This window comes from Candidatus Margulisiibacteriota bacterium, assembly GCA_041658645.1.
Lineage (GTDB): Bacteria > Margulisbacteria > WOR-1 > O2-12-FULL-45-9 > XYB2-FULL-48-7 > JBAZZV01.
The window spans coordinates 127,136-142,871 of the sequence record JBAZZV010000005.1 but is presented as its reverse complement, the minus strand read 5'-3'; the positions used below and the strand labels follow the sequence as shown (position 1 = coordinate 142,871).

Sequence of the window (15,736 nt, the reverse complement as noted above, 5' to 3'; positions counted from 1 at the left end):
AATGCGTTCATTTTCCATAGGTATTTTCGTTTGCCTGCTGATCTTGCCTGCGGCCGCGTTGACCTGGCCGCAAGCCAAAGAGTTGGCGGCGAAAAACAATGACCAGCTCGCCGCGGCGCAAAAACAATTAGAGACAGCCAGCTGGCAATACCGGCGGGCCTACTCCCCTTTCCTGCCGCAACTTTCGGCCTCGGCCGCTCTAAGCGAGAGCAGTTCCGGCACGCTCGGCGCCACCAGCCGCTCCTACTCTTACGGCTTCAGCGCCAGCCAATCCCTTTTCCAGGGCTTTAGCAACTATTATTCTCTCCAGGCGGCCTTCGCCAACTACCGCTACAATGAGGCCGCGTTGAAAAACACGACCGCCAGCGTTTATTATGACCTGCGCGGCGCTTTTATCGACTTGCTGATCGCCCGGCAGACCGTCGTCCTGCAGGAACAGATCCTGAAATTGCGCCAGGACAACGAAGCGTTGATCCGCCTCCTCTACGACAGCGGCAAGGAAGACCGGGGGAACCATTTGCAGGCCAAGGCCGACGTCTCCGACGCCGCTTATAATCTGCGCACCGCGCAGCGCGACCTCGCGCTGGTCAAGCTCAAGTTGAGCCAAATGCTCGGGGCCACGGTTGACGACCCGATCGGAACGACCGAAGCGACCCTGGCGGCCAAGACCGATCTGGACGCTTTAACGCAAACTTCTCCCGCTTATCTGATGGCCAAATATCAGCTGGAAGGAGCCCAAGCCGACCAGCGGGGAACGATCAGTGAATTCCTCCCTTCGCTCTCCCTAAGCGGAAGCATACGCAACAGTGGGAATGACTGGCCCCCCACGACCAGCTCCAACTCCTGGAGCTTGAACCTCTCCTATAGCCTCTTCCCCGGCGGGAGCAATATCGCCGACGCCTTGATCGCCGGCTCGCAGTTGGCCAAGGCGGCCAAAGATTTTTCCAGCAGCCTCAAAGATTTGCGCTACAACCTGGAAGCGGCCTATCTCGAACTGACCAACGCCGTGGAAGCGGTCGGGGTCAGGAAAGAGCTCCTCCAGGCGGCGGCAGAACGGTCAAAGATCACCCGGGTAAAATATATTAACGGCCTGACCAATTATGACGAATGGGACCGGGTCGAAAATACGTATATCAGCGCCCAGCGCTCTCTGCTCAACCAGCAAAGAGCGGCGCTCCTGGCGGAAGCGAATTACTATAAATCTTATGGAGGAATCATAGAATGAAACATCAAACATCCAACATCAAACTTCAAACGTTAGGAATTTTGCTATTAGGGCTTTTTATACTAACATCATGCGCGGGGAAGAAAAAACAGGAAGAATATAAAACGGGCAAGATCACCCGCGGCAGTATCCTGGCCGGGATCCCGACCAGCGGGACCGTTATGCCGCGCAACCGCCTCGAGATCAAGCCGCCGATCTCCGGCCGGATCGAACAGGTCCTGGTCAACGAAGGTGACAATGTTTCCCAGGGCCAGATCCTCCTCTGGCTAAGTTCGAACGATCGGGCTACCCTGCTCGATGCCGCCCGCGCCCAGGGGGAAGCGGAATATCAAAAATGGCTGGAAGTCTACAAACCAGCGCCGATCGTCGCGCCGCTCAACGGTTTTATCATTCAGCGCGGGGTCGAACCGGGCCAGTCGGTCGGGGTCAGTGACGCCGTCCTGGTCATGGCCGACAAACTGATCGTTAAGGCGCAAGTCGACGAGACCGACATCGGCAGCATCCGCCTCGGCCAGCCGGTCAAGATCGTCCTGGACGCTTATCCGCAATCGCCGCTCCCCGGACACGTCAGCCATATCGCCTACGAATCGACCGTTATCAACAATGTCGTCATTTACGAAGTTGATGTCCTTCCCAACAGCGTCCCCGCCTACTTCCGCTCCGGGATGAGCGCCACGGTCAATTTTGAGCAGGAGAGCCGGAGCGATGTTCTCCTCCTGCCGCTCAATGCCCTGCGCAAGCGCGGCAGTAACAGTTATGTTTTCATGAAAGGGAGCGACAGCCAGATCAAAGCCCTGCAAGTGCAGACCGGGATAGAGAATACCGAGCACATTGAGCTGATCTCCGGCTTAAAAGAAGGAGCTGAAGTGATCATTCCGACCAACGAGCTGGCCCAGCAACTCCTTAGCCGGAACCAGCGCGGCCCGAATTTTAATCCTTTCGGCCGCCAGCCGGCCGCGAGGTAAAAACAGTTGGCCCTGCTTGAGCTAAAGAATGTCTGCAAGAATTACCTGATCGGCGGGGAGATCGTCGTCCCCGCCCTGAAGAACGCCACGCTCAATATCGACGCGGGCGAGTTTGTGGCGATCATGGGAGCGTCCGGCTCCGGGAAATCGACCCTGCTGGCCATTCTAGGTTTGCTCGATAAGGCCGACAGCGGCGAGATCCGGCTCCTCGGGCGGGAGATCGGCCGGTTAAGCGACAATGACTACGCTCATCTGCGCAATAAGTTCTTCGGTTTTATTTTCCAGTCTTTCAATCTCCTCCCCCGCCTCAACATTGTGGCCAACGCCCAGTTGCCGCTCATCTACAGCGGACAGACCGGGAAGGAAGACCAAGCCCGCGTCAACGAACTGCTGCAGAAGGTCGGCCTGGGTGATCGTCTCCGTCACCAGCCGAACCAGCTCTCCGGCGGCCAGCAGCAGCGGGTCGCCGTCGTCCGGGCGCTGGTCAACCAGCCGCTCGTCATTTTGGCCGACGAACCGACCGGCAACCTTGATTCTAAGTCGTCGGCCGAGATCATCACTCTATTAAAAGATTTGAACGCCGAAGGGAAGACGATCATCATGGTCACCCATGAGCCAAATTTCGCGGAAGCGGCCACGCGGATCATTCGCCTGAAAGACGGCGAGGTGGTCGAGGACTTGAAAAAGTCGGCTCCGAACCCGGCGGCGGCCGGCGGAGCGGTGTTCTCCCTGCATAACGCCCAGAGCAATCTCCTTTCCTGGCGCCGGCTGAAGAATTATATTTTCGAAGCGCTCGTCTCCCTGGCCAACAACAAGCTCCGCTCCCTCCTCTCGATCCTCGGCGTCCTGATCGGCGTGGCGGCGGTCATTGCTATGCTAGCCATGGGGAGCGGCGCTCAAAAGCAGGTGGAACAAAACCTGGCCGCCCTCGGCACCAACCTATTATCGGTCCGCGGTTCGTCCCCCCAGCGCGGCATCTCCCAGGGAGGCGACTCCGGTGTCCGCTTTACCCTGGCCGACCTGGAGGCGATCAAGAAAGTCGAAGGGGTTGAGCGGGCCGTTCCTTACGTCAACGGCCGGGCCCAGATCGTTTTTGGCGGCCGCAACTGGAACACCCAGGTCGTCGGCACGAGCCCTGATTTTCAGTCGGTCCGCGATTCCGTCCCCGCCCAGGGACGCTTTTTCACCGAAGCGGAGATCAGGACCAAAGCCAAGGTCGCCGTCCTCGGCCAGCAGGTCGTCGACCAGCTCTTCGGCGAGAGCAACCCGCTCGGCAAGTGGGTCCGGATCAACCGGATAAATTTCCTGGTCATCGGCCAGCTTCCGGTCAAAGGGTCGTCCGGGTTCCAGAACCAGGATGACCGGGTGATCATCCCGGTCGCGACCGCCATGTCCCGCCTGGTCGGGACCGAATACGTCAATTCTTTTGATATCAAGGTCAACTCGACCGAGCAACTGGAGAGCGTTCAGAAAGAGATCCCGCCGTTGCTGATCGCCCTGCATCGCCTGCAGCCGACCCAAGTTGACCAGATCGATGTCCGCAACATGGCCGATATCCAGAAAGCGGCCGGCGAAATGGCCTCAACCTTTGCCCTCCTCCTCGGCGGGGTCGCCGCGGTCAGCCTCCTGGTCGGCGGGATCGGGATCATGAACATCATGCTGGTCATGGTCATGGAGCGGACGCACGAGATCGGCTTAAGAAAAGCTTTAGGCGCGGAAAACGGGGATATCCTGATGCAATTCATGGTCGAAGCGGTCTTGATCTGCGTGCTAGGCGGGGCGGTCGGCTCTCTGCTGGGCATACTTATTTCCTGGGCGATCTCGACCTTCGCCGGCTGGAACGTCTTGATCTCGCTCTGGTCGATCGTCCTCGCCTTCACTTTCTCCGCCCTGACCGGCCTCGTCTTTGGCCTCTGGCCGGCCTGGCGGGCGGCCCAACTCCAGCCGATCGAAGCGCTCCGCTACGAGTAAGCGCAATCTGAAAATCCTGCCTGCCTAATCAGCCCTCCGGCGCCGAAGGGCTTTTCGGCCGGGTCAAAACCGGGTTATTATTTGCCCTGTTTCTCCCCGCAGCAGTTCTTCAGGCACATCTCCAGGCATTTATTCATCTCCCGGCCGTTGACCTTGATCTCAAAGCCGTCCTTGACCTTCTTGACCTTGATGTCGCAGCATTCCTTTTCTTTAGCCATTTTGTTCACCTCCTTTATTCCGAGCCTGTCGAGGGATCCCACCCCTCATATAAACAGATGTTTATATGTCAGGCAAAAAAAATTATTCCTTTTCGACCTTGATCTTGAATTGGCCGAAGAAATTGCCGCAACAGCTGACCATCCCTTCCTTGTCGACCGAATAGATCACATTCTTCCCCTTCCGGCAGGAACGGACACAGCCGCATTGCTTCAGGACGCTCAAATGGTGCGAGACGTTAGGCTGGGTCAGCTTCATCTTGGCCGCGATCTCCCCCACCGAAAGCTCACCGCCCTCCAACAGCTCGAAGATCCTCTGCCGGGTGGCATCGGATATCGCCTTAAAGAATAGCAGACAACGTTTCATCATATAAATGCTTGTTTATATGTTAGCAAAACCTGCGTTTTTTGTCAAGCCGACAAGATTGGTCTGGTTTAATTAATATTGAATTGACATGGCTAGGGTCAAAGGTCATACTGAAAAAACTGAGATCAAAGGGAGAAATAAAATGATCAAAAAAATAGCCGCTTCGTTCTTTCTGCTGACCTTGATAGTTACCCTGGCGTGCGCCGAGGCGCACCCGGAATTGCGCGTCGCCGCGCGCGAAGGCCGGCTGGATGAGGTGAAAAGCATTATTAGCTCGGGGGTGGACGTAAATACCCTTTTTGACAATGACTGGACCCCCTTGATGGAAGCGGCAGTGGGCGGCAATGACCAGGTCGTTTCATACCTGCTTAAGCAAGGGGCCAACCCTGATCTGCAAAATAAGGCTGGCTGGACGGCGTTAATGTACGCGGCTGATAAAGAGCGGCTCAAGGTCGTTCCGTTATTGCTCAAAGCCAAGGCCAAGGTCAACCTCAAGGACGTTTCCGGCAACAACGCCCTGCTCTACGCGGTCGCCAAAAAAAACACGGCTATTGCCGCTCAACTGATCAAAGCCAAGATCGACCTCAACGCCCAAGGCGAATATTTTGAGAACAAGAATTGGACCGCTTTATTGGAAGCCTGCGACCAAGGTGACGAGAAGACCGCCCTGCTTTTGATCAAAAGCGGCGCCGACCCCAACCTGGCGTCGTTAGACGGGACTACCCCGATGCTTTGGGCGGCTAACCGCGGAATATTTTCGGTCGTCAAACTTTTAGTGGCAAAAAGGGTCGACGTAAATTACCAAACCAGCCAACAACACACCGCTTTAATGCAGGCCGCGTTTAAAGACCAGGCAGCGGTGGTTGAATATCTCCTCCTGCAGGGGGCGGATAAGACCGTTAAAAACGTCATAGGCGAGACCGCCCTTGCTATCGCTAAAAGAAAAAACTTCACCAAGGTCATTGAACTGCTGGAAAAATAGTCTTTGGAATTTCCGCCTGTGCTAGATTAGAACCACTTTTTCCGCTTAAAATAAAGAAGCATGCCGGCCGCCACGCAGGCCATCGCGCTTAAGGCCGCCGGGTAACCCCAGACACTGTCCAGCTCCGGCATATGCTTGAAGTTCATCCCGTACAGGCTGGTGATGAAGGTCAAGGGGATAAAGATCGTGGCAATGATCGTCAGGACTTTCATCACTTCGTTCAGGCGATTGCTGATACTGGAGAGATAAATATCCAGCAGGCTCGAGAGCATGTCGCGATAAGTCTCGACCGTATCCATCAACTGGATAGTGTGGTCGTAGATGTCGCGCAAATAGAGGCCGATCGACGGCTGGATCAGCGGGGCGCCGATCCGCTGCAACCCGCTGACCACTTCACGCAACGGCCAGATCGCCTTGCGCAAAAAGATCATCTCCTGTTTGAGGTGATGAATATGTTTGAGCGTTTTCGGCGCGGGGTTGCTCACCACCTCTTCTTCCAGCGTTTCCAGTTCCCCCCCGCTTTTTTCCATCACCCCAAAATAACTGTCGATGACGGCATCCAGCAGGGAGTAAGCAAGGTAATCGGCCCCTAACTTCCTGATCCGCCCTTTATTCCCCCGCAACCGCTCGCGCAGCGCGTCGAACATGTCGCCCGGCTTCTCCTGGAAGGTCAGGATATAGTTCTTTCCCAGGACCAGGCTGATCTGCTCAATGACCGGGGCCGGCTCCTGCGGCTGGAGATAGATCATCCGCAGAGTGATGAATAAGTAATGGTCATACTCTTCCAGTTTAGGGCGCTGGTCGGTGTTGACGATATCTTCCAGGACCAGGGGATGGAGCGAGAAGAGCTTACCAATTTGTTCGACCAGATCGGTCCGGTGGAGGCCATCAAGGTTTATCCACAGCACCCCCGGTTTATCTTTGTAAGCGGCGCACTCCTCGACCGACTTCAGTTTGATCTCGTGGATATCTGTTTCGGTAAAATGGAAAAGATCAAAAGTGGCCGCCTCGGTCTTCTGCTCCCCGATGTGGACCAATGTCCCCGGGGCTAAGCCGCGTTTTTTGGAGCGTCGTTTGAGCTGTTCACCCATAAAGGTGCTATAATAATAACATGAATACACAAATGCAACCAAATAGCCCGACTTTCTACGGCCTCAGTATCGCCCCCAAAATAATCGAGATCCTAGACCGGATGAAGTTCAAAACCCCCACCCCGATCCAATTCAAGGCGATCCCGGTCGGGATCGAAGGGCAAGATATCATCGGCATCGCCCAGACCGGCACCGGTAAAACGCTCGCCTTCGGCATCCCGATGGTCCAGCGCCTCGCCCAGGGGCCGACCCGTGGTTTGATCCTCGTCCCGACCCGCGAACTCGCCCTCCAGGCGGAAGAGATGATCAGCAAGATCGGCCTGCCGCTCAACATCCGTTCAGTCGTCCTGATCGGCGGCGCCTCGATGTATAACCAGGTCCAGAACCTCCGCCGCCAGCCCCGTATCATTATCGCCACCCCCGGCCGCCTGCTCGACCATCTCGGCCAGGGGACCGTCCACTTGAACGACATCAGTATCCTGGTCCTTGACGAAGCCGACCGGATGCTCGACATGGGCTTTGCCCCGCAGATCGAGAAGATCCTGCAACGGGTGCCGAAAGATAGGCAGACCATGCTCTTCTCGGCGACCATGCCGGAAAAGATCGTCCAGATCGCCGCCCGGCACATGAAACTGCCGATCAGCGTTGAGATCGCCCCCTCCGGGACGATCGCCAAGAACCTCACCCAGGAACTCTTTATCGTGAAAAAAGAAGAGAAGAGCGCGCTGCTGATCAAGATATTGGAGCAATACCGCGGGACCGTCCTCCTCTTCAGCCGGACCAAGCGCGGGGCCGCCCGCATCACCAAGGGGCTCCGGTCGCTGAACTATTCGGCCGCCGAGATCCACGCCGACCGCTCCCTCTCCCAACGCCGGGAAGCGCTGGAAGGTTTTAAGTCCGGTAAATACCGGATCCTGGTGGCGACCGATATCGCCGCCCGGGGGATCGACGTAAAAGGGATCGAGCTGGTGCTCAACTACGACCTGCCGGACGACGCGGAAAATTATGTCCATCGGATCGGGCGGACCGGCCGGGCCGGCCATGAGGGGAGAGCGATCTCCTTCGCCACGCCCGAACAGCGCGGCGAGGTCAGGAGCATTGAAGGCGTCATGCGCAAAAGCCTGCCGGTCGTTAAACACCCGGAGATGCAGACCGCGGAATTCGCCGCTCCGGTCACGCGCAGTTTCGGCAAGCCGCGGCGTTATGGGAGCTATCGGCGCTAGCGCTAGGCCGACTTTTCGTTATCTTTGACGAACTGCTTGATCTCTTCGATCGACTCGAGGATCATCTTCGCCTTGGTCAGCCCGAAGGAAAACGGGAATTTCTCGTCCTCGCTCCGTTTAATGACCAACATCGGCTTACCCTTGAACTCTGATCTTTCAAATAACATTGTTTTACCCCTTTCCTTTTAGTTCAGACATTATACCCTTCGACCGCGTTCAGCGCAACCAATAATGCCTTGACAGCCGCCAGGTCCGGTGGGAAAATACACGCATGTCGGACTTTAGTGATGGCATAGCCAACGTTTCCGCGCTGACCACGCAGATCAACCAGCTCAAAGAGAGCGGCCAAACTACCGGCCGCGCCTCTGGCGCGGCCGCGGGGACCACTCAAGCCGATATCAACGCCTCTCTTCTTGATATTGAGAAAGGTTTCAGCGCGCTCCTCGACAATCTGATGTACTCGGCGGACGACAAGAAAAAGAGCGAGGATAAATACGATCCTTTCTCGGCTCTTGAGTCGTATAACCAGGCCACCGGAGCGGCTACTACCAGCTCGAACTCAACTACCGGGACAAGCCAGGTCCCAAACGCCAACATTGCCCCGTCCAGCGCCACCAACCCGGCGCTTAACTATATCAACGTCCCCGACCTCGACCTGACGATCTAGCGGTTTATGTACGCATGGATATAACCTCCGCCGAATTTGTTAAGGGGCTGGTGGGCCCGGACGCGGCCTTAGCGGACGGTACTCCGCAGGTCGTCCTGATCGGCCGCTCCAATGTTGGCAAATCGAGCGTCATCAACTCCCTGACCAACCAGAGATCACTGGCCCGGACCAGCTCAACGCCGGGCCGGACCCAGGAAATAAATCTATTCTTGATAAATAGGTCCTTGTACCTGCTCGATCTGCCGGGTTACGGCTTTGCCCAGGCGCCGTGGTCGGTGCGGGCGCAGCTGCGCGAGCTGATCGACTGGTATTTATTCGGCTCCGCTTACGAACAAAAAAAGGTCGTCCTGATCATTGACGCGAAGGTCGGGGTGACGGAGAGCGACCTTTTGATGCTCCGCGCCCTGACCGAACACAAAAAGAATGTCATCATTGTCGCCAACAAAGTGGATAAGATCAAGCGGTCAGCGCTAGCCGGACAACTGCAAAAGATCCGTGACCTGGTCAGCCCCCACCCGGTCATTCCCTACTCCTCGGAAGAGAAAGTCGGCATCAGCGATTTGATCAACGAGATACTTGGTTAACTGCGCTCTGCGGTAATTCTATTCGTCCGCCCGGGAAAAAGCAAGCGGGTTTGACTTGGCCCGGCGCCGGTGGGACAATTATCAGGAAGATATGACTTTTATCAGTCCGAATAAATTGGCTGACCTTGAAAACAGGCTAAAGGCTTACGGCATCAAAAAGGAAGATGTCGTGGAAAAGTTCCTCCGCTCGTCGGGCGCCGGCGGGCAAAACGTCAACAAGGTCGCAACCACGGTCTATCTGAAACATCTCCCGACCGGCCTAGAAGTTAAAATGCAGCAAGAGCGCTCCCAGGCCCTGAACCGGTTCCTGGCCTGGCGGCTGCTGTTAGATAAAATCGCCGGCCGGGTCCTGGGAGAAAAAAGCCGGAAACGGCAAGCGGCCGAGAAAATAAGAAGGCAGAAACGTAAAAGGTCCCGGCGGGCCAAGAACAAGATGCTCGAAGCCAAGAAGATCGTCTCCGCTAAAAAATCAGCCCGCCGCCTCACCGCCCAAGAGATCAACCACGAATAAACTGTTTTTACTTGTCATCTTCGAGCAGTTGGTCCAGGGTCTGGTAGGCTTCGCTCCGGGTAAGTTTTTTTAGCTCCGCCCGCTCCAGGATCAACTCCCGGATGAACTCACGCAGGACGACCGGATCTTTGATCATGAACTTGTTGAAGTCCTGCAGCAGCGCTTGCCGTAGTTCGGACAATTCCCCCCAGTGATCTTTGAAAGTGGAGTAAATATTGGCATTCTTCCTGATGGCAACAACGTATTGGTAGAGATCGTAGAGAACGCCGTAAACCTTGGCCTCGTCGATCTGCAGTTTGCCCCCCTGCCATTTGGCTAACCCTTCTTTAGTCAGCAGGTCGGTCTCTTCCGCCGTCAACGCGGCTTGCCCTTTATCGACTTTGTAGCAAGCAAAGATTTCAGGCGGCAGAGCCGCCTTTTCGTCGTCGTTCAGCGGCAATTCCAAGTAGAGCTTATAACAGCCGCTCTCCAGCGGTTCGATCAGGTCGGTCCGGTTAGGGTTTTGGATGAACTGGTAACAAGTAGTATAAAGGTCAAAACTCCCGCTCGCCTTGACGCAGTCGTCAAAACTCTCCCGGGTCGCGGTCATGACCTTGATCAGGTTACCGATCAGCCGGCGCTGTTCCATCATTAGATCTCCGGTCGTATGGACAAGTTCAGGCGACGGGGTCCGCTGATCGGCGGAAAGGAGGAGCTGATATTTACCAAAAGTGTTACTCCCCCATTTAGCCCGGAGGAGCCGGCCACTGCCGTCCCGGGCCAGGTCATAATATTCGTAGGCCCGCTTTTCCAGGGACGCGTTAAGATCGTCTTGGATCACGTCGGGCGCGTTCCGCCAGCGGCCGTTCTCATCCTGGAAAACCCACTTATCTCCCGCTCTTTTTAGCTGCGCCCCTTGCGGCACTATGGTCGTGTCATAATAAAGATTGGAAACATAGTTGGTCAATTTCTTTAAAACATAAAAGGTCCCGGGCGGGCTGGGATAAGCGATCTCTTTTTCGAAGAGCGGCCGCCCCTGCTTATCCCGGCCTTGCAAAATATTGACCTTGGCCCGGAAGCCCGATTCGATCTTCATCCGGGCGAACGGCACCTCTTTCAGGTATATGACCCAGAGACGGGAACCGGGGAAGATGACCACTTTGGTCGCCGCGGGATCGGCGAACTGTTCAGCCAGGCGGGAAAAGTCGTCGGTAAAATTGACCAGGCTCGCCAAGAGCGGCAGTTTAGAAAGCGCCGGGTCGGCCTGGTCGGCGAAGGGCCGGACCGTGATCCGGGTCCCGACCGGCAAGGTCTTGTTCAGGATATAGACGTTGAGCGGCGAAACGTGGAAACAACCATGGCTCTTGTACAGGTCCCCCAACATCTCGTTGAGGAGGAGCCCGAAGTTATAATTGTTCAGCGCCTTGACCGAGGCGAGCGCGACCCCGGTCTTTTCTCCCGCGGCCGCCGAGCGGATAAGCGCGCGCAGCGCGTTTTTTTCCCGCAGGGTATAAAGCGAAGGCTCGTCTTCCGTCCGGTAAAAGTCCGCGACTGACAACCGCTCTTTTGGCGGCGCCGGCGGGCTGACCTGCCGGAACTCGAGACGGTCACTCAGGAACTTTTCCACGGCCAACATCCGGTTAGCCGGCGAATAAAGCCCGTACTTATTATAATCGCGCCGTAATTTTGCCCGGAGATCGCTAAAGAAGTCCCAATCGTCCTTGACCATGGCGTACCAGCCGGCATTTTTGTCAAAGACCAGGTCGTAATCGCGGATAAAAGCGTAGAGACCGATGGTCCTTTGCCGATCAGCCGGCCTGGCCGGCAACTTACCCGCCCGGTAATCATTAAAGGCCTGCCAGGCTTGTTTGTCAATATTGGCCTGATCGGCCTCGCTCAACCGGAAACCATTGAATAAGCGGACATAACTGCAGGAGACCGGATCAAGCTGATCAAAGGCCCTCTCTCCTCTCGAAAGAAGAAAATTATAGACATCCCGGTAGACCCCAAAATTCTCATTACGATCAATGCAGTCCTTTAAGGAATCGGCGCCGGGCATGGTCAGGAGGTCAGCCAGGTCCTTGACCAGGATGGTCTGTTCAAAAAGAAGCTGGCCTTCGGCATAACCAAGTTCCGGATATCTATTCCGGCCGTCAGTCGTCCACATGAGGGCATACTTGCCGAAATCATTCGAGCCCCAACGGGCAGCCGTGATCCGCCCGCTCTTATCCACATTGATATCAAAATAATTATTATCCTGCCGGCCGTAAGGTTGTTCCAGGTCACTGCCAATAAAGGCCGGCGCCTGATACCACTTATTATTATCGTCCTGGAAAACCCAGTGGCCCTTCTGTTTAAGCAGCCACCCGCCCCAGGGGACAATGGTGATGTCGCGGTAAGTATAGCTGAGATAGTGGGCGGTCGAACCGAGGATCGAATAATTACCCGCGTCGGTCGGGGTGGACAGCGACGAGTCCCAGCTGATCCCGTTTTTGTTGTTCGCGGCAAAGACCAGGCGGTAATTCTCGGCCGGACCCGGCATCGTCTTGACCTTGACCAGCGGTTTATCGTCCACCAGGATAAAGAGTTGCCCGAGCCCCGGATAGACGACCAGCCTGGTGTCTCCCGCCTGGAAGGTTCCGGCATATTTCCTGACATCGTCTGCCGTATTGACTTGAGCCCGGAAGAACGGCACCGAACGATAGTTGTCCGGCAGCTGCCGGTCGCGGTACTCTTTGATCGCCAGCTTAGACCCTTTGGGGACAGTTTTGGTCAAAAGATAGATATCGGACGGGGTAAAGTGGAGACAGCCATGGCTATCGTAGAGGAACCCAAGATGGTTGCCAATATAGTCAGCCCAGTTCTTGGAGTTAATGATCGAGAGGCTTTCGTATGTCTCCGCCCCGAGCGGTTGCAACAGCCCGCCGACCAGCAGCGCGAGCAGGAACCAAGTTCGTCCGGTCTTTATGATCACGGTGGTCATTGTATTATTAGCCAAGCTGATAAGCAAGTAGTATAATGGACGGTAAATGAAGGCCCATTGGTGGATAAAATATCTTTTCGCCTTGGTCGGTTGCGTCGAGCTGGCCGTCGGCTTGGCCTTTATCTTCTGGCCAGACCTGGTTTTCCGGCTCTCCGGGATCGCCCCGGTTAGCCCCGAGTACATCCAGCTCCCGGCTTACCTGATCATGGTCTTTGGCCTGATCATGTTCCGGGTCGCCCGCGACCCGGCCAGGAATCGCGACTTGATCATATACCCGTCTCTTTTCAAGGCCGCCTTCATCGGGGTCGTCCTCTACAATTATTACTATGGCCGAATGTCCCCGCTCTGGATCGCCTTTGCCGGTTTCGACCTGGTCTATCTGGCCGGTTTTATCATCGCCTGGTTCAGCTTAGGCAAGGAGTCGTCATGAAAAAAGTATTATTATTGGTCCTAGCCTGCCTCATCCTGGCCGGCGCCGGCCTGGCCGAGGTGATCCGCTCGTTTGACGTCCAGGCGGAGATCAGGCGCGACGGACGCCTCGTGGTCAGCGAGAAGATCCGTTATGATTTTGGCGAACTGGAACGGCATGGTATTTTCCGTTTCATCCCACTCTCGCGCCGGGTCGGCAAACGTTACCAGAACCTGGCCATCAAGCCGCTCTCGGTTTTGCGCGACGGCCAGCCGGAGCGCTTCGTCTCCGAGACGAGTGACGCCCGGATAAATCTGAAGATCGGCCGGGCGGAAACGACTATGAGCGGCAGCCACAACTTTACCATCACTTACCTGGTCGATAACGCTCTGACCGACTACGCCGATCACGATGAGCTCTACTGGAATGTCACCGGCAATGAATGGGAACTGCCGATCTATGCGGCGTCGTTCGCGGCCATCCCTCCTGCCGGTGTCCCTATAACCAAAAGAACCGCTTACACCGGCCTCGCCGGCAGCCGGGAGCAAAATTACCGCGCCAGCCGCCAAGGTTCTTTCCAGACCACGCAGGAACTCAACCCTAATGAAGGCCTGACGGTCGTTCTCGCCTTCCCGCCCAATACTTTTTCCAAGACGGTTTTTTCCGAGAGCGACGCCTCAGGCCACCGGCCGTTCCTGGAGACGTTATTCGGCCAATTCATCGTCCTGTTAATACTGCTTAGCAATCTCCTCGCCCCGCTCCTCGCCTATCGCTGGTATCTAGATAACCATAAGAGCCGCCTCGGCAAACCGTTCCCCATCTTCGATCTCCCCAAGGATACCGCGGGGAACCGCTTAAGCCCGGCGGAAGCCGGCACGATCGACCTGACCGCGCTCGACCAGAACGATATTATCGCTACGATCTTCGACCTGGCAATCCGTGGCTTTCTCAAGATCGAGCAGGTGCTGGAAAAGACCCCCGGTTTCTTCGGGATCGGGGGACAGAAAGAGAAGGAATTCTATCTGCAGCGCATCCAACCAGCCAAAGACGAACTCTTGGCCGGCCACGAGTCTATCCTGATGGAGCGCTTGTTCCAGACGGGGGAGCGGCTCAAACTTAAAGACCTGGGTACCGATTTTTATACCACCTTCAACACCATGGAGGAAAAGATCTTCCAGGGCTTGGTCGCCAAAAAGCTCTTCAAGCAGAATCCGCGGAACCAGAAAGCGATCTTACTCTTTTCCGGCCTCTTTTTGATGTCGACCGGACTGTTCTTCTTGGTCGGCCTCCCATTGCTTATCCTCTCCTGGCGGACCACCGGCCGGACCCCGTCCGGCGACGAGGCCGACTTCCGGATCGATTGCTTGAAAGTTTTCTTGAGTAGAATGTCGCGCAATTACGCCTGGCAGGCGGACCAACTCGCCTTGGTTGAAAAGATGATCCCCTATGCCATCGCGCTCGGTTATATTGAAAAGTTCATGGCAGCGGTCAAGGCGGGAATGCCGGCTTATCAGCCGGGCTGGTATTCAGGGGATATCATCTTCTACGCTTCAGTCAACTCCATGATGAGCAACATGCAAAGTAGTGTCCACACCAGCGCGCCAAGCTCCTCCAGCGGCTTCGGCGGAGGGGGCGGCTCCGGCGGCGGTGGCGGCGGGGGCGGCGGCGGGAGCTGGTAGTTAGAACTTAACCTGGACTTTTTCCCGGTCTCCGGCAGCGGCCGCGAAGAACTCCTCCGGGGCAAAGCCAAACGAGCCGGCGATCAGGTTGTTGGGAAAAAGAGCAAGCTTAGTATTATATTCCTTCACTTCCGCGTTGTAATACTGCCGCGAGTAGGCAACTTTATCCTCGGTATCGGTCAAGTCTTTTTGTAATTGCTGGAAATTATCGGACGCCTTTAAGACCGGATAATTCTCGGCTACGGCAAAAAGGGTCTTCAGCGTTCCGGTCAGCATATTATCAGCCGCGGCTTTCTCTCCCGGGGTCTTGGCCCCCATCAGGGCCGAGCGGGCGTTGGTCACGTTCTCAAAAACCGTCTTTTCGTGCGTGGCGTAACCCTTGACCGCTTCGACGATGTTCGGGATGAGATCAGCCCGGCGTTTTAACTGCACATCTATCCCGCTAAAAGCTTCCCTGACCCGCAAGCGGAGCATGACCAGAGCGTTGTAGAGCGACCAGAGAAAAACGGCGGCGACCAGAACGACAGCCAGGATGATCAGCAGTAATGACATGATGTTTACCTCCAGGCAGGTATTATATGATAGAATATCCTCCAGAACAAGGAGGCGATCAAATGGCAGACAACGAAAAGATCATCGAGGAGTTCAAGGTGACCGGGGAACAGTTGATCAAGAAAGTAAAAGGGTTGATCAAGGAAGGGAACGTCCGCAAGATCTCGATCCAAGACAAGAAGGGGAAAGAGCTGATCAGTTTTCCGCTAACGCTCGGGGTGATCGGCGCGGTCCTCGCTCCTGTCCTGGCCGCGGTCGGCGCGGTAGCGGCGCTGGTCACGGAATGTAACATTTCGGTGGAACGGGTCAAAAAGACCAAGAAAAAGAAGTAGT

At 55.9% G+C, this 15,736-nt stretch carries 17 protein-coding genes; 11 read left to right on the top strand and 6 right to left on the bottom strand.

Features of this window, described 5'->3' with window-relative positions; translation table 11 throughout:
- Position 1: 1 nt before the first annotated feature.
- The 3 genes from WC903_05600 to WC903_05590 are packed head-to-tail and all read left to right on the top strand — an operon-like array spanning position 2 to position 4,161.
- The gene (locus tag WC903_05600; GenBank protein MFA5893417.1) at positions 2-1,225 is read left to right on the top strand and encodes a TolC family protein; all 1,224 of its coding nucleotides are present in this window, start codon (positions 2-4) and stop codon (positions 1,223-1,225) included.
- Complete coding sequence (locus WC903_05595) at positions 1,222-2,190, top strand: HlyD family efflux transporter periplasmic adaptor subunit (protein MFA5893416.1); 969 nt, start codon at positions 1,222-1,224, stop codon at positions 2,188-2,190. The genes WC903_05600 and WC903_05595 overlap by 4 nt, the downstream gene beginning before the upstream one ends.
- A gap of 6 nt (positions 2,191-2,196) precedes the next feature.
- Positions 2,197-4,161, top strand: a complete 1,965-nt coding sequence (locus tag WC903_05590; protein MFA5893415.1) for an ABC transporter permease — start codon at positions 2,197-2,199, stop codon at positions 4,159-4,161.
- A gap of 77 nt (positions 4,162-4,238) precedes the next feature.
- Here the strand turns inward: WC903_05590 and WC903_05585 are convergent, their stop codons facing one another.
- On the bottom strand, positions 4,239-4,379 hold the full coding sequence (locus WC903_05585) for a hypothetical protein (GenBank protein MFA5893414.1): 141 nt from the start codon (positions 4,377-4,379) through the stop codon (positions 4,239-4,241).
- A gap of 82 nt (positions 4,380-4,461) precedes the next feature.
- Positions 4,462-4,746, bottom strand: a complete 285-nt coding sequence (locus WC903_05580; protein ID MFA5893413.1) for a metalloregulator ArsR/SmtB family transcription factor — start codon at positions 4,744-4,746, stop codon at positions 4,462-4,464.
- 139 nt (positions 4,747-4,885) lie between these two features.
- Here WC903_05580 and WC903_05575 point away from each other — a divergent pair, with 139 nt between their 5' ends.
- Entirely contained in the window at positions 4,886-5,725 is an 840-nt protein-coding gene (locus tag WC903_05575) for an ankyrin repeat domain-containing protein (GenBank protein ID MFA5893412.1), read from the top strand.
- A 26-nt stretch (positions 5,726-5,751) separates the two neighbouring features.
- On the opposite strand, the gene corA is transcribed toward WC903_05575, so the two are convergent.
- A complete protein-coding gene (gene corA / locus WC903_05570; GenBank protein ID MFA5893411.1) occupies positions 5,752-6,816 on the bottom strand; it encodes a magnesium/cobalt transporter CorA in 1,065 nt (354 codons plus the stop codon).
- A 20-nt stretch (positions 6,817-6,836) separates the two neighbouring features.
- Here corA and WC903_05565 point away from each other — a divergent pair, with 20 nt between their 5' ends.
- Positions 6,837-8,039 carry a DEAD/DEAH box helicase gene (locus tag WC903_05565; GenBank protein ID MFA5893410.1) on the top strand — a complete coding sequence of 401 codons (1,203 nt, stop codon included), beginning with the start codon at positions 6,837-6,839 and terminating at the stop codon, positions 8,037-8,039.
- Positions 8,040-8,041: 2 nt separating this feature from the next.
- Here the strand turns inward: WC903_05565 and WC903_05560 are convergent, their stop codons facing one another.
- A complete protein-coding gene (locus tag WC903_05560; GenBank protein ID MFA5893409.1) occupies positions 8,042-8,206 on the bottom strand; it encodes a hypothetical protein in 165 nt (54 codons plus the stop codon).
- Between the two features lie 104 nt (positions 8,207-8,310).
- Between WC903_05560 and WC903_05555 the strand changes: the two genes are divergently transcribed.
- The 3 genes from WC903_05555 (at position 8,311) to WC903_05545 (ending at position 9,801) form a co-directional block, all read left to right on the top strand.
- On the top strand, positions 8,311-8,706 hold the full coding sequence (locus WC903_05555; GenBank protein ID MFA5893408.1) for a hypothetical protein: 396 nt from the start codon (positions 8,311-8,313) through the stop codon (positions 8,704-8,706).
- Positions 8,707-8,720: 14 nt separating this feature from the next.
- Positions 8,721-9,290, top strand: a complete 570-nt coding sequence (yihA, locus tag WC903_05550) for a ribosome biogenesis GTP-binding protein YihA/YsxC (protein ID MFA5893407.1) — start codon at positions 8,721-8,723, stop codon at positions 9,288-9,290.
- Positions 9,291-9,381: 91 nt separating this feature from the next.
- Entirely contained in the window at positions 9,382-9,801 is a 420-nt protein-coding gene (locus WC903_05545; GenBank protein MFA5893406.1) for a peptide chain release factor-like protein, read from the top strand.
- Positions 9,802-9,808: 7 nt separating this feature from the next.
- Here WC903_05545 and WC903_05540 read toward each other — a convergent pair whose 3' ends face one another.
- Positions 9,809-12,763 (bottom strand): hypothetical protein, encoded by a 2,955-nt coding sequence (locus WC903_05540; protein ID MFA5893405.1) that lies wholly within the window; start codon positions 12,761-12,763, stop codon positions 9,809-9,811.
- Positions 12,764-12,809: 46 nt separating this feature from the next.
- Between WC903_05540 and WC903_05535 the strand changes: the two genes are divergently transcribed.
- Both WC903_05535 and WC903_05530 read left to right on the top strand, forming a co-directional pair.
- On the top strand, positions 12,810-13,193 hold the full coding sequence (locus WC903_05535) for a hypothetical protein (protein MFA5893404.1): 384 nt from the start codon (positions 12,810-12,812) through the stop codon (positions 13,191-13,193).
- Positions 13,190-14,851, top strand: a complete 1,662-nt coding sequence (locus WC903_05530; GenBank protein ID MFA5893403.1) for a DUF2207 domain-containing protein — start codon at positions 13,190-13,192, stop codon at positions 14,849-14,851. Before WC903_05535 ends, WC903_05530 begins: the two co-directional genes overlap by 4 nt.
- On the opposite strand, the gene WC903_05525 is transcribed toward WC903_05530, so the two are convergent.
- The gene (locus tag WC903_05525; GenBank protein ID MFA5893402.1) at positions 14,852-15,403 is read right to left on the bottom strand and encodes a LemA family protein; all 552 of its coding nucleotides are present in this window, start codon (positions 15,401-15,403) and stop codon (positions 14,852-14,854) included.
- A gap of 62 nt (positions 15,404-15,465) precedes the next feature.
- Between WC903_05525 and WC903_05520 the strand changes: the two genes are divergently transcribed.
- Positions 15,466-15,735, top strand: coding sequence for a DUF4342 domain-containing protein (locus WC903_05520; protein ID MFA5893401.1), 270 nt, complete (start codon positions 15,466-15,468; stop codon positions 15,733-15,735).
- The last annotated feature ends 1 nt before the right edge of the window (position 15,736 follow it).

Excerpts from the sequence above, each read along its gene's own strand:
- WC903_05545 (MFA5893406.1), top strand. The coding sequence starts at position 9,382 with ATGACTTTTATCAGTCCGAATAAATTGGCTGACCTTGAAAACAGGCTA.
- WC903_05560 (MFA5893409.1), bottom strand. The coding sequence starts at position 8,206 with ATGTTATTTGAAAGATCAGAGTTCAAGGGTAAGCCGATGTTGGTCATT.
- WC903_05540 (MFA5893405.1), bottom strand. The coding sequence starts at position 12,763 with ATGACCACCGTGATCATAAAGACCGGACGAACTTGGTTCCTGCTCGCG.
- WC903_05580 (MFA5893413.1), bottom strand. The coding sequence starts at position 4,746 with ATGATGAAACGTTGTCTGCTATTCTTTAAGGCGATATCCGATGCCACC.
- WC903_05585 (MFA5893414.1), bottom strand. The coding sequence starts at position 4,379 with ATGGCTAAAGAAAAGGAATGCTGCGACATCAAGGTCAAGAAGGTCAAG.
- WC903_05525 (MFA5893402.1), bottom strand. The coding sequence starts at position 15,403 with ATGTCATTACTGCTGATCATCCTGGCTGTCGTTCTGGTCGCCGCCGTT.
- WC903_05530 (MFA5893403.1), top strand. The coding sequence starts at position 13,190 with ATGAAAAAAGTATTATTATTGGTCCTAGCCTGCCTCATCCTGGCCGGC.
- WC903_05600 (MFA5893417.1), top strand. The coding sequence starts at position 2 with ATGCGTTCATTTTCCATAGGTATTTTCGTTTGCCTGCTGATCTTGCCT.
- WC903_05565 (MFA5893410.1), top strand. The coding sequence starts at position 6,837 with ATGAATACACAAATGCAACCAAATAGCCCGACTTTCTACGGCCTCAGT.
- yihA (MFA5893407.1), top strand. The coding sequence starts at position 8,721 with ATGGATATAACCTCCGCCGAATTTGTTAAGGGGCTGGTGGGCCCGGAC.
- WC903_05555 (MFA5893408.1), top strand. The coding sequence starts at position 8,311 with ATGTCGGACTTTAGTGATGGCATAGCCAACGTTTCCGCGCTGACCACG.
- WC903_05595 (MFA5893416.1), top strand. The coding sequence starts at position 1,222 with ATGAAACATCAAACATCCAACATCAAACTTCAAACGTTAGGAATTTTG.
- corA (MFA5893411.1), bottom strand. The coding sequence starts at position 6,816 with ATGGGTGAACAGCTCAAACGACGCTCCAAAAAACGCGGCTTAGCCCCG.
- WC903_05535 (MFA5893404.1), top strand. The coding sequence starts at position 12,810 with ATGAAGGCCCATTGGTGGATAAAATATCTTTTCGCCTTGGTCGGTTGC.
- WC903_05520 (MFA5893401.1), top strand. The coding sequence starts at position 15,466 with ATGGCAGACAACGAAAAGATCATCGAGGAGTTCAAGGTGACCGGGGAA.
- WC903_05575 (MFA5893412.1), top strand. The coding sequence starts at position 4,886 with ATGATCAAAAAAATAGCCGCTTCGTTCTTTCTGCTGACCTTGATAGTT.